8 protein-coding genes are annotated in these 12,957 nt (G+C 50.7%); 2 read left to right on the top strand and 6 right to left on the bottom strand.

Annotated features, from left to right (window positions below):
- Positions 1–198 precede the first annotated feature (198 nt).
- The 3 genes from LKK83_RS24000 to LKK83_RS23990 all read right to left on the bottom strand — a co-directional run bounded on the left by LKK83_RS24000 (position 199) and on the right by LKK83_RS23990 (position 5,084).
- Entirely contained in the window at positions 199–702 is a 504-nt protein-coding gene (locus LKK83_RS24000) for a PIN domain-containing protein (RefSeq protein ID WP_324633930.1), read from the bottom strand.
- The gene (locus LKK83_RS23995) at positions 699–995 is read right to left on the bottom strand and encodes a hypothetical protein (protein WP_324633929.1); all 297 of its coding nucleotides are present in this window, start codon (positions 993–995) and stop codon (positions 699–701) included. Before LKK83_RS23995 ends, LKK83_RS24000 begins: the two co-directional genes overlap by 4 nt.
- A gap of 105 nt (positions 996–1,100) precedes the next feature.
- The gene (locus LKK83_RS23990; protein ID WP_324633928.1) at positions 1,101–5,084 is read right to left on the bottom strand and encodes a magnesium chelatase subunit H; all 3,984 of its coding nucleotides are present in this window, start codon (positions 5,082–5,084) and stop codon (positions 1,101–1,103) included.
- Between the two features lie 793 nt (positions 5,085–5,877).
- Between LKK83_RS23990 and LKK83_RS23985 the strand changes: the two genes are divergently transcribed.
- Positions 5,878–7,485, top strand: a complete 1,608-nt coding sequence (locus LKK83_RS23985) for a hypothetical protein (protein ID WP_324633927.1) — start codon at positions 5,878–5,880, stop codon at positions 7,483–7,485.
- A 210-nt stretch (positions 7,486–7,695) separates the two neighbouring features.
- Here LKK83_RS23985 and LKK83_RS23980 read toward each other — a convergent pair whose 3' ends face one another.
- From LKK83_RS23980 to LKK83_RS23970, 3 genes are all read right to left on the bottom strand, one after another.
- Positions 7,696–9,528: a hypothetical protein gene (locus LKK83_RS23980; protein WP_324633926.1), complete on the bottom strand. Its 1,833-nt coding sequence runs from the start codon at positions 9,526–9,528 to the stop codon at positions 7,696–7,698.
- Between the two features lie 201 nt (positions 9,529–9,729).
- The gene (locus tag LKK83_RS23975) at positions 9,730–10,701 is read right to left on the bottom strand and encodes a glycosyltransferase family 2 protein (RefSeq protein WP_324633924.1); all 972 of its coding nucleotides are present in this window, start codon (positions 10,699–10,701) and stop codon (positions 9,730–9,732) included.
- A gap of 69 nt (positions 10,702–10,770) precedes the next feature.
- Entirely contained in the window at positions 10,771–11,256 is a 486-nt protein-coding gene (locus tag LKK83_RS23970; RefSeq protein ID WP_324633923.1) for an ankyrin repeat domain-containing protein, read from the bottom strand.
- 296 nt (positions 11,257–11,552) lie between these two features.
- On the opposite strand from LKK83_RS23970, the gene LKK83_RS23965 reads away from it, so the two are divergent.
- Complete coding sequence (locus LKK83_RS23965; protein WP_324633922.1) at positions 11,553–12,833, top strand: lipid-A-disaccharide synthase; 1,281 nt, start codon at positions 11,553–11,555, stop codon at positions 12,831–12,833.
- The last annotated feature ends 124 nt before the right edge of the window (positions 12,834–12,957 follow it).

The raw sequence follows: 12,957 nt of genomic DNA, 5'->3' as shown, positions 1-12,957 counted from the left end.
GGTTAGTTTAACCACGGGGTTGAGGTTGAAGGTAATGGCAGTCATATTCAGTGGCTCTCCGATTAAAATGGGGTGGGGGTAATCAAAGCGGGGGATTACAATCGTGCCCGATCGAGCCTATCGCATAGCCATGCCCGGAACGGGCTATAGGAGGCCGACGCGGAGTAATCCTGGTTTGCTATTATTGTTCCGGACGCGCTATTCTTTCCATCCATAAACGCGAATGTGGTTAAAATTAATTGTAGCAATTCCGATGTTACCCAGATAACTGGCTAATCTCAAATCGTCTGTGAGAACTAGGTATGTATTTCGGGCGACTTCGATAATTCCGCAATCGGTCAAGCCAAATGTAGTAAACTTATCTGCCCTGCCAATCGTTGAACTTTCAATATAAAATTCATCCAGGTTCGTCATTCCTGCAGCCAATATCTGCAAGCATTGAGAGCGTTCTGGTTCGCGAATTTGATTGACGAGGCTATTGACTTCTGTTAAAATATTAGGGGAAGTAACGATTTTATCAAAATACTCTAGAATCTTGAGGAGAATTTCATAATCTTCTGGAATAAATTGTTCGGTTCGGTTAAATTTGGAAATGCGATTTTTATTGACGGTTCCTACACACCATAGCAGTAAAATATTTGTATCGATTAAAACTCCCTGCCGTTTGTAGCTTTCAAACAATTGGGTAATATAATTGCTCATACCTGTCTGATTTTCATGGATTCCACCTCTCCGGTTTCGGCATTAATTTTAAAAACCCGATAATTCCTCTCCTCTCGGTTGGGCATCATTTCAGAAAGCAACGTATTTTGAGAGGCGGGTTTGAGTACATCAAATCCTAATGTAATGAACCAAAACTTTTTATCCTCGGATAGTTCGACTTCTTCGAGCCTGACATCCTCGATTTGGCCGCCGACATTTGGACTTCTCATCAAATCTTGCAGGGAACCAAAATAGTTTTGAGCGGCAAGGACTGCCTTTCGCACGTCAATCATGGGAAACGCTCTGGGTTAGGTGTTCGGGGGAGGGGGTAGAGACGCGATCGCTCGCGTCTCTACAAGTTGGGCGTTCCCCCCTGGGGGGAACGAGGGAAATTAGGCTTATTCTATTCCCTCAATGCGGTCTTCTACGTCTTGATACAACTGGCGCAGGCGGTCTAAGTTTTCCTCGCTGGTTTCCCAGTAACCGCGACCGTTGGCTTCCAGCAGACTGGTGACCATTTTGCGGAAGGAGTGGGGATTGAGGTTCATCAGGCGTTGCTGCATGGCCTCATCCTTGATAAAGGTTTCGTTGGTGTCTTCATAGACCCAGTTGTCCACCGCGCCGGCGGTAGCGGACCATCCGATAGTATTGACCAGACGCTTGGAGAGTTCGCGCACACCTTCGTACCCGTGAGAGAGCATTCCCTCATACCACTTGGGATTGAGCATTTTCGTGCGGGCATCCAAGCGGACGGTTTCGGAGAGGGTGCGGACTTGGGCGTTAGCGGTGGTGGTGTCGGCGATATAGGAGGAAGGAGTTTTGCCGTCCTCGCGCAGACTGGCGATAGTTTTGGTCGGGTCGGAGTCGAAATAGTGCGAGACATCCGTGAGACTGATTTCGGAGGAATCGAGATTCTGGAATGTGGCATCTGCGGTTTTCAGGGCCGACTCGAACACGGTGCGGTCTTGTTCCATCATGCCGGGGTTATCGGAATTAAACGCAAAGGACTTGCGCTTGAGATACATTTCCTGCAACTCGGACTCACTTTCCCAGGTGCTATTTTCCACGGCTAAGTTGACGTTTGCCGCATAGGAACCGGAGGCATTGGAAAAGACGCGGGTGGCGGCTTGGCGGAGGTTAATGCCCATGTCTTCTGCCTGTTTCATGGCGTGTTTGCGGACGAAGTTCATTTCCAAGGGTTCGTCAGCTTCGGCGGCCATTTTCACCGCTTTATCTAACAAGTTCATTTGGTTGACGAACAAGTCGCGGAAGACGCCGGAACAGTTAATCACCACGTCGATGCGCGGGCGTCCCAATTCCTCTAAGGGAATCAATTCTAACTTGTTGACGCGACCGAGGGCATCGGGGACGGGTTTGACGCCGACCATCCACATGATTTGGGCGAGGGATTCGCCGTAGGTTTTGATGTTGTCAGTGCCCCAGAGGACGCAGGCGATGGTTTCGGGCCATTGTCCGCCATTTTCCATGCGCTGGCGATCGAGCAGTCGGTCTACCACCACTTTGGCGGCTTTGACGGCGGCGGCGGTGGGGATGGCTTGGGGGTCGAGGGCGTGAATGTTTTTGCCGGTGGGCAACACATCCGGGTTGCGGATGGGGTCGCCGCCGGGTCCGGGGAGGACGTATTCGCCTTCGAGGGCGCGGAGTAAGGCACCGAGTTCGTTATCGGCGCAGACTTGCTGCAAGCAGAATTCGAGATACTCGAATAAGGGCTTGAGGGCTTCGGTGTCTACGTTGGGATAGCCGGCATCGTGCAGGGAGGCAACCCAGGGGGCTTTTTTGCCCATGTTGAAGAAGTTGAGTTTGGAGACTTTGGAAACCCGCCCTTCGGCATCGGTTTGTTCTTGGACTAAGGCAGCAACGGCGGCGCGAGTGGCTTCTACGATGTCTTGCTGCTGTTGCACGTCTTCGAGGATGCCTTTGTCGTTGTTGGCATAGATCTCGTCGATGTTGCGTCCGATGCTGTTGGCGATGATGCGCGGGAGGGAGAGGATTTCTTCTTCTTCGCGATCGAGGGAGGCGATGTTGACTAGGGTGGCGATCGCCTCTTCTGCTGTGGGCGGTTTGCCAATCACGTGCAGTCCGCAGGGCAACAACCGCGACTCGATTTCCATCAGTCGGCGATATACTTGGCCGACCACGGTATCCCGCTCTTCGGCACTGAGTTCTGCTGCATCTTTCTCGGGCAGGTCGATATCTTTATCTAAATTGACCTGACGGGATTTTTCGATAATCGTATTCACGATCGCAATCCCGCGCCCGCCGTCTTTCAGGCTTTGATACGACCCGACTAACTCGTTGAGTTCGTTCAACCCTTTGTATAATCCCGCATTCTCTGCCGGCGGGGTGAGATAGCTGATGGTTTCGGCATAAGAGCGCCGCTTGGCAATGGTCGCCTCGGAGGGATTGTTGGCCGCGTAATAGTACAGGTTGGGAATCTTGCCGATCAAGCTGTCGGGATAGCATTCCCCGGACATCCCCATTTGCTTCCCGGGCATAAATTCCAACGACCCGTGGGTGCCGAAGTGCAGCACGGCATCGGCTCCCCAAATCCGCTCTAAATAGGTATAGTAGGCGGCAAATCCGTGATGCGGACTGGCAGAACGGGAGAACAGCAAGCGCATTGGGTCGCCTTCATACCCGAAGGTGGGCTGCACGCCGATAAACAGATTGCCGAATTGTTTCCCGTACACGAGCAGGTTTTGCCCGTCGCTGTTGAGATTCCCCGGCGGCGGTCCCCAGTTTTCGTGCAGTCGTTCGGAGTAGGGGGTGAGTTTTTCGTATTCTTCCACGGACATGCGATAGGCAATGTTCAGTTCGGGACTGGCATATTGCGCTTGCGCGTCGTGGATGACTTCCTCCATCAGCTTTTCGGGGGACTCGGGCAAGTCGGAAATATCGTAGCCGTTGCCTTTGAGGGCTTTAACTACTTCGTAGATGCTGCCGAATACATCTAAATAGGCAGCGGTCCCCACGTTTCCTTTGTCGGGGGGGAAGCTAAAAATGGTAATGGCGATTTTTTTATCCAGTTTTGGCTTGCGGCGCAGACTGGCCCATTTGATGGCACGTTGAGCAACGGCTTCGATGCGGTCTTGCAGGGCGATCGCTTTCCCGGTTGCGCCATCGCGCCCGGATAAGATAATCGGCTCGATCGCGCCGTCGAGTTCGGGAATGGCAATCTGCAGTGCTACTTGGATCGGGTGCAGTCCCAAGTCGCTGTCTTCCCATTCTTCGGTGGTTTGAAACACCAAGGGAAGAGCCACCATATAGGGCCGATTTAACCGCTTCAAGGAGTCGATCGCTTTCGGATGGTCTTGGCGTGCCGGCCCGCCGACTAAGGCAAATCCGGTGAGGGACACTACGGTATCCACTAAGGGCAGGGGTTCGACTCCTTTGGCTCCCACTTCCCAGAAGTAGGCATCCACTGGTTTGGAGAAGTCCAATCCGCCAGCAAATACGGGAATGGGCCGCGCGCCTAGGGCTTCGAGTTCTTGCACCATCGCTACGTAGTGGGCGTCGTCGCCGGTGACGAGGTGGGTGCGCTGCAGCACTAACCCGACGCAGGGGGCGAGAGGGTCTTTCAGGTCGTCGGAAATATCGGAGCGGCTATTATACCAGCTCAGGTACTCTTTGATATCCTCGAACATTTTCGGGGCCAGGGGATGCCAGATTCCCATGTCGGGATACACCACTGGATCTTGGAATTGGAACTGGCGATCGCCTTTGAATACGTATTTTTCCGCCAGCATCAGCAGGAAGTTTTCTAGGTTTTCCGCTGACCCTCCAAGCCAGTATTGGAAACTGAGCATGAAGTTACGCGCATCCTGCGCTTTGTCCATCGGCAGGTATTTTAGGACTTTCGGCAGGGTTTGCAGCAGCTTGAGCATTCCGTCTTGGAATGAACTGCCGGATTTTTCTTTGCGCTTACGCATGAATTGGGCGATCGCGCTCTTGGATTGACCCAGTTGCGCCATCGAAAAACTCCCCATTTTGTTCAGGCGCATGACTTCTGGCATGGAGGGGAAAACCACCGCCACATCCAGGCGATCGCGGTGCGGTTGTACCGCCGCAACTACTTTCTCGGCTAGCTCTTCGATGAAAATCAGGGAGGCAATGAAAACGTTGGCAGTGGCAATGTCGCGCTTCAATGCTTCGTAGTTCTCCTCGTCTCGCAGTTCCTCGATCAAATACCCACTAATTTCAATGGCTAAGTCTGGGTTGTTTTGATTGATCGAGCGAACTGCCGCCGATAGAGAACTCTGGTATTGGGCTTCTAATACGACATACACCACCTTCAGCACCGATCGCCCCTTCGGATCTTCTGGGGTGATGTGGCGGATGGTGGGCTTCACGTTCGTGAACATGCAGTTGTTCTCCTTTATAGATGCGCGTCCAGCAATTAGGCACTCAACCCTAGGGACTACGAGCTAGGGGATGAGCGATCGATTGGCAACCATACTTGTGGTTTTACCAAAAAATGGCAATCTCTGGGCGTTTTTCGCCCTAATCTGAAACAAATTTATAAGAAAATCCCCCTTTTTATTTACATTTTTTAACAATTTATAAAAGTATTCACTCATTTTTTGCTTTACATAATTTAATATTATGAATCTGTCACTTGTCCCGTTTTGGTGTATGAGACCCGTTTGTAAAATGTTGCTGACTTGAAATAGGCGGCGATCGCTGCACCCACTTTCCCTACATCCACCTCGCCAGCGATCGGTCTTTATGTATCTAGTTGTCAATTGGCAATAAACAAAGCGGGCGATTGAAATCGCGCCTGGGCTTTTCTTCGTCCGCCTACGCAGATTCATCTCACACCCCCCAACTCGTTCCCAGGCTCCAGCCTGGGAACGGCTTTCCCGAGGCTCCGCCTCCTGGAAAGTGCGGACCCCCCTTGTATCGTTTCATTGTACCTCACACCCCCCAACTCGTTCCCAGGCTCCAGCCTGGGAACGGCTTTCCCGAGGCTCCGCCTCCTGGAAAGTGCGAAACACTCCCCCTTTTATTATGTTTAATGTTTTGCCATAACTCACATTTTACTCCCAAAAAAATTCCTATTATCTCCCTGGGGAAATGGAAATAAATCAATATAAAAAGCAAAAAAAATAGCCAGTATTAGCCTATAATAAAAAAAGAACAATTTTGGAGTAAACCATGAGCTTTGCTATTTTTGACGAAACCTTTTACCTGAACAGTTACCCCGACGTGCAGAATGCAGTAAATGCGGGTTTAGTACCTTCCGGTTTCAATCATTTTCAAGCATTGGGACTGTCAGAGGGACGAGTGCTAGGGTCGCCATTTTATAACGAAGCGGCATATTTAAGTAACAATCCCGATGTAGCGGCGGCGGTAAGTTCCGGGGCGATCGCATCCGGGTTGCAGCACTTCATTTTCTTTGGCGAACAAGAAGGGCGAGTGAGCATTTCCCCAGAGTGGAACGAAGGCACCTATTTAGCCCTTAACCCCGATGTAGCTTCCGCTGTCAATTCTGGCGTATTTGCCTCGGGTTTGCAACACTTTCTCGCCTTTGGAGAAGCGGAGAATCGCCCCGGAGCTCCTTCTGGCGGCGGCGGGGGTGGGGGAACTCCCGCCACTCCTGCAGGATTCAGCGAACAAGCGTATTTAGCCTTGTATCCAGATATCAGGGCGGCGGTAGCCGAAGGGGTACTCAGTTCCGGTTTAACCCATTATGAAAGATTTGGGCAATTTGAACCCACGCGATCGGGTTTCTTCTTCGGAACTGCGGGAAATGACGTGATTAATGCCTTCGGCGAATCCACTGGAATTATCGGTATTGGATTCGATAACATTACCCCCTTGGGGTTGGGTTCCATTGATGGAGTTCCGAGAAGTTTGGGGGTGGGAGAAGTGGATACCTTAATCGGCGGTTCGGGAGAAGATTTGTTTTCCCTGGGATTGGGAATTACTCCTTTAAATCCAACGGCGCAAAAGCTCTATGTGGGCAATCGAACCAATGATTTTGCTCAGATTAATAATTTTGACGTTAACGAAGATTTGATTTTGCTGGCGGGGAACCGCAGCGAATATACCTTTGAAGTCGGAAATGGCAATTTTATCATTTCCACAAATACCGGGGATTTAATCGCGGTAGTGCAGGGGGTAACGGATTTGCAAGTCACCGATATTTTTAATGATGGCACATTTCTGCTCAGTGGAGGAAATGGGACGAGTTTTGCGTTTAATGAATCGATTTATTTGGCGGTGAATACCGATGTTGCTGCAGCAGTAAACGCGGGCAATGTGAGTTCAGGATTCGCTCACTATCAGCAATTCGGACAATTTGAAGGGCGCGTGGGGGTGTTTAGCGGAACCAGTGGAAACGATGTGGTGTCCGGGTTTGGGCAAAATACCACGATTGTGGGGGTGGATTTAGCGGCGATCGCCGGTACCGATGGCACAGACGTGCGACCCCTCAGTTTGGGAAACAATGAAATCGATACCTTAATCGGAGATAGCGGAACCGATACCTTTATACTCGCCACCGGCAGAAGTCCGGCAAATGATACGGCGCAACCTTTGTACCTCGGTGGCGACAATGCAGATTTTGCGATAATCGAGAACTTCGATGCGGGGCGCGATCGCATTCAGCTTGCCGGTACTCTCGCCGATTATACATTGCAAGTCAGCGATGGAAGTTTGAGTATCCTGCAAAATCCCGGCGATTTGGTGGCGATCGTGCCTGGGGTGACGACTCTGCAGGCGATCGAGACTTTGGATAATGGCACGTTTCTCCTCGGGTAAGTTGAGCATTGAGAATCGTGCAAGTTCTTCAGACAGGGGATACAAAACCTTGCACAAGATTTGCTGAAGACAAGAAACCGGGTTGGGCGCATCTAATTCCTCGTTCATTGGGAAAGATTTGCGGCAAGATTCCCGGTTTCTAACCGCATGGGTAGGTTATATTTAGTGAAATGCTTTAGTAGGCATCTGTGACGGAATTGCAACAATTCTTTACAATTGGCCGGTGCCATTGAGGAGATAGGCGTTTCCAGTCAGGGCGTCAAATGCCCACGCCTGGATAGTTAGGGGTCCGGGAGGGAGGGCGCTAGCCGAAAAATCGGTTTGCCAACCCAACCATCCTTGTTCCCTTAGTTGTCGATGTCGATCGAGATCTTGGCGTTGTACCCTCACGTCGGCGATCGCAAATGCAAGCGATCGCTGCTTCTCATCTTTATACGTCAAAATCACTGCATCCGCCGATTCTTTTCGTTCCGGTAACATTGCCCAGCCGGAAGCGCGATATACCCCTTTATCTACCGATTCCACATTATCCAACCATCCATAATCCCCCCCAGCGGGAAGCGAGGCGGCAATTTTGCCGATATCCTTGCTTTTCACTAACCCTACATCCAAAAATCCCAGTTCGTCGAGTCGAGTGATAATGCGATCGAGTTTTGCTTTCACTCTCTCTTGTTTCGCCGGGGAAAAGCTCTCCAGGGGAACCGGAAACACTTGCTGGAATAAGCACTTGGGATTATCGATCGCCTCGCTTAACAGCAAACAAGCTTTTGCTTGCAGGCGATCGCGCCGCATCACACTCATCTGTTCGATCGCATAAAGCGACGTGAGCAAATGCAACCCCATCAGTGCAGTTACCGCAGAAGCAACCACCCGGGTGGTAAATAATTTCCGGGGAAAAAACGCGCCGTTTCGGTTAAAATGAGTGCAGACAATCGGCATTAAATGAACCAGAGACACTAGCAAATAAACCGAGAAAGTGGTATATCGAGAAGCTAAAGCACCATCGATGCCAAATCCCACCCGCCCCACGGAAGCGATCGCCCCACTCATGGCGCTATACGCAGCAATTGCCAACCAACCCTTAGCGCGATCGAGCAACGCCATATCGCGACAAATTACCAGATAACCACACACACCAATTAACATTACCAAAATTGCCAATCCTACCCCCGTTGCTACTATTATACTGTGAGTGGGATTAACTTGTGCCAGCGGCGTACCTAGAAACACCAGAAAAAAATGAACCGTTTTCCCGGGATGTTGGATGGCATAGGAAAAAGTCGGGTGATGGTCTGGTTTGACATACCGATAAAAATACACTCCTACATTTGCCGCAAAAAATGCCAACCATCCCAGGATTAACCCTTTTTTCTGGATAATTTCCCGGGGAGATTGGGCAAATGCCAACACTGGTAGCACCACAATCCACAACAGCATTCCATTCGCAAATGAAAAGGTGCTGATGGTGCAAAGCGCGGTAGAAATTGCGAATTTAGCAACCTGACTGAGTTGGGAATGCGCCACTGCAATGCAAGCACTCAAACAAGCAATGGGAAGGAAAACCACCACTTGAATTCCCCACAACCAATTTTCGTATTGAATGGGCGCAAAAATTAGCAAATTAGCGATAAATGTCAGAAAAAGTGCTTGGGGTAAAGAACCACCTACGGTAATTCGATTTAAGCGATAGAGAGTGGCGGAAATCACAACAGCTAATAACAGACTGACAGCCATTTCGACGCGCACATCCCAGCGCGTCAGATAGGCGATCGCCAGAAATATCAGTCGGGGAAAAAACTTGCGACTCTCATTATGTTGGGCAATTAAATCCGTAAATGATAAGGTACTTTTAGAAAACTTATCGATAATTACCCCCGCATTAAACCATTGGTCTGCAAAGGGGACATTGATACTATACTGGGCAATGAGAATGGCGACAATCACGGCGGGCAAAATAGCGCAAATCAAACCGGCGATCGCTTTTCCCTGACCCAATATTTTTTGCATCCTTGCCGATTGGAGTTTATCGATTTTATCAATCATTATTTAAGACAATAAAATAGTTACTTTGAATCTGTTCTAATAGAGTTTAGCAGTAATTTTTCCCACCAATTGTGGCGAGGCATTAGCTGCACAGAGACATGACCAGCATGTGTTAAAAACGAGCAAAAATGAGTCCGCGTAGGCCGAATTCGCTTGCCCAGGCGCGATTGCAATCCCCCGCCTTTTATTGGCTTTTTTTGATTACTCGCCAACTTCCAGTTTTTCCAGGCAATTCGCATCATGGTGAAAGCCAATCTGTTGTTTGACAATATAGTAAGGACGTTGTTTGACTTCATCATAAATCCGCCCGATGTATTCGCCGATAATCCCCAAAAAAATAAGCTGCACGCCTCCCATAAAGAAAGTCGTAGTCAAGCCAAACGCCCAGGATAGAAACTCGCGACCCAATACTAATTTATAGTATAATCCCACAATTCCGATCGCAAACGAAGAAGTGGCGCAGGCAAATCCGAGAAACGTTGCCAATCGCAGGGGAATGGTAGAAAAGGCAAAAATGCTATCCAACGCTAGCTCAAACAACTTCAACAGCGTCATCCGGGGTTTACCGCGATAGCGATAGCCCCGTTCTACAATTACCCCCACTTGCTTAAATCCCGCATAAGCGCGCAACCCGCTGATATATTTATGGCGTTCCGGCATTTGGCGAAGTGCGAGAACCACCTTGCGGTCCATCAGAGAAAAAATCCCCGCATCCAAGGGAACGAAAATTCCCGATAAAATGCCGTGTATGCGATAGAAACTTTTAAACGCCAGACGTTTGAGCCACATTTCCTTGCGTTTTTTGCGAATCGCATACACCACATCATATCCTTGTTTCCAGGCACTCACAAACTGGAAAATCGCTTCGGGCGGGTCTTGCAAATCTCCGTCCATGAGAATCACCGCTTGTCCCTCGGCGCGATCGATACCCGCCGACAAGGCACATTGATGGCCAAAATTTCTGGAAAGGGCGATAACTTTCACGTGAGGAGACTGGCGCGCGATCGCCGTCAGCAGGGTTAGGGAGGCATCCACACTGCCATCATCCACAAAAATGACTTCTGTATAACCCCCCAGTGCCTCTATAACTGGGGTCAGACGCTGCCAGAGTTCCGGTATAATCGATTCTTCGTTGAAAATCGGGATAACAATGGAATAGTTTATTTGGCTCACTACGCTGCTCAATTTGTATGCACCACAATTCGATTAAAATTACCAAAGAGTCGGGGGCGATCGCACCCTTTACCCGGGCGATCGCGCATCTCGGGCTTTTTTGAGAATCTCCTTTACCGCTTCATGCCCTTCTTGAGATGCCCATACAAAGGCGGTCCATTTATTATCGTCTTTTGCTTTAATATCCGCCCCACTCTCCAGCAAGGTTTCCACCACCTCCGCATGACCCTTACTCGCCGCCGCCATCAACGGCGTTAAACCAAAGTTAGTTTTGGCATTCACATCCGCCCCCGCCGCGATCAGTTGTTGCACGATCGCCCGATTTCCGATCGCCGCCCCACTCATCAACGCGGTCCATCCATCCTTATCTGCCCGATTGACATCCGCGCCGGCATCCAGTAACAGTTGCACCAGATCCGGATTGCCCGTTTCCGCCGCCACACTCAGCGCCATTAACCCCTCCGAATCCTCGCGATCGAGATCCGCACCGGCAGCGATCGCACCTTGCACGCGAGACGGATCGCCGATTTTCAGTGCATCGATTAACTCTGTCATACCCCCTGAACTCCCTATCTACTGTTGACTCGATTGGTTCTCGATTCAAGCTTAAGATTGTACGTCATTTAAAATACAACAATCCAGTGCCTTAAAGTGATTGAGCGCGGATAATTTTCCACCCCCCATCCGATAGCGGAGTCTTCATTTCCCGGTGGGAGTCCACAGTGGCACTGGATTCCTTGGATTCCCATCCCAAATCGACCCAGTTTATCCCAGAGGACTGATAAAGGCTATAATTTCCCACAGACCCGCGATCGCCCTCCCACCTTTGGTCCTCAAATTCAATCTCGAGAATGCAACCGATCGATATTTTAATTTTGTCCAATGCTCCTGGCGAGTTAGCGACTTGGGTGCGCCCGGTAGTGCGTGCCTTGCGTCGAGACTTGCGCGATCGCCAATTGTATCGCATCTCCCTGGTGTTGTCCCCTTGTCCCCATGCAACGGGCAAAGAAGCAGCGATCGCCCGTTCTTATCCCGAAATTGACCGCGTGCAAGACCCCGAGCATTTTTGGAATTTTCTCCTGTGGGGTAAAACGGCACAAAATTGGCATTGGCACAAAAACGGCGTGGTTGTCTTCCTCGGCGGCGACCAATTTTTTACCGTCATTTTAGGCAAGCGATTGGGATATCGCACCCTAGTTTATGCCGAATGGGAGGCCCGTTGGCAATCTTGGATCGATCGCTTTGCACTGATGAATTCGGCGGTAAAAATCCATCGCGGTGCCATCGGCGATGGCAAGTTTACCGTCGTCGGAGATTTAATCGCCGATGTTGCCTTAGAATTGTCCGAAAAACGGGAAAATCAGGCGGAAAAAGGCGCTTCTACCGGGCCGTTAATCGGTCTTTTACCCGGTTCCAAACCCGCGAAACTCGCTCAAGGGGTTCCTTTGTGCTTGGCGATCGCCGAAAGCATCCAAAACCTGCGACCTGATACCCGCTTCGCCATCCCCGTCGCCCCCACCTTAGACTTACAAACCCTGGCCCGTTTCGCCAACAAACAGCACAATCCCCTGATTGCGGTGATGGGAGGTATCGACGCTCAATTGACACAGGTAGAAGACTCCCTGCCAGTTTTGCAGACCCCCAGCGGGTTGCAAGTCCAACTGTGGACGCGATCGCCGGCCTACGATCGCCTTTCCCGCTGTTCCCTCTGTCTCACCACCGTCGGGGCCAATACCGCTGAACTCGGTTCCCTCGCCATTCCCGCGATCGTTTTGCTCCCCACACAGCAGTTAGACGCCATGCGCGCTTGGGATGGTTTGCCCGGGATTTTAGCCAATCTACCCCTCGTCGGGTCCGTATTGGCAAAAGGGATTAACGCTTTGGTCTTGCGACAGGGTAAACTGTTTGCATGGCCGAATATTTGGGCCGGCGAGCAAATCGTTCCCGAGTTGGTGGGCCATTTGCAACCGAACCGGGTGGCGCAGGTGGTGCTCGAATATTTAGCGCATCCCGAGAGATTAGCGCAAATGCGCGATCGCCTGCGCGCCGTGCGAGGACAACCGGGCGCATCGGACAAACTCGCTCAACTCCTCTGCGAGGAAGTACGGATCGCACAACAGCAGCAGCACTGAGCGCCTCCGGGAGTTTGCCCAGAAATCCTCCCCCCAATCCCCCGCATTGGGTTGCCAAAAATTGCGCGGCGGGGTTATAATGGAGGGGAGGGGTAAAAATCCCGAATTTTGACCCCGAATTCCG

It is taken from the genome of Phormidium sp. CCY1219 (assembly GCF_035615515.1).
GTDB lineage: Bacteria > Cyanobacteriota > Cyanobacteriia > Cyanobacteriales > Laspinemataceae > CCY1219.
The sequence above is the reverse complement of the archived record's forward strand: the minus strand, read 5'-3'. Positions and strand labels throughout refer to the sequence as shown.

Excerpts from the sequence above, each read along its gene's own strand:
- LKK83_RS24000 (WP_324633930.1), bottom strand. The coding sequence starts at position 702 with ATGAGCAATTATATTACCCAATTGTTTGAAAGCTACAAACGGCAGGGA.
- LKK83_RS23995 (WP_324633929.1), bottom strand. The coding sequence starts at position 995 with ATGATTGACGTGCGAAAGGCAGTCCTTGCCGCTCAAAACTATTTTGGT.
- LKK83_RS23990 (WP_324633928.1), bottom strand. The coding sequence starts at position 5,084 with ATGTTCACGAACGTGAAGCCCACCATCCGCCACATCACCCCAGAAGAT.
- LKK83_RS23985 (WP_324633927.1), top strand. The coding sequence starts at position 5,878 with ATGAGCTTTGCTATTTTTGACGAAACCTTTTACCTGAACAGTTACCCC.
- LKK83_RS23980 (WP_324633926.1), bottom strand. The coding sequence starts at position 9,528 with ATGATTGATAAAATCGATAAACTCCAATCGGCAAGGATGCAAAAAATA.
- LKK83_RS23970 (WP_324633923.1), bottom strand. The coding sequence starts at position 11,256 with ATGACAGAGTTAATCGATGCACTGAAAATCGGCGATCCGTCTCGCGTG.
- LKK83_RS23965 (WP_324633922.1), top strand. The coding sequence starts at position 11,553 with ATGCAACCGATCGATATTTTAATTTTGTCCAATGCTCCTGGCGAGTTA.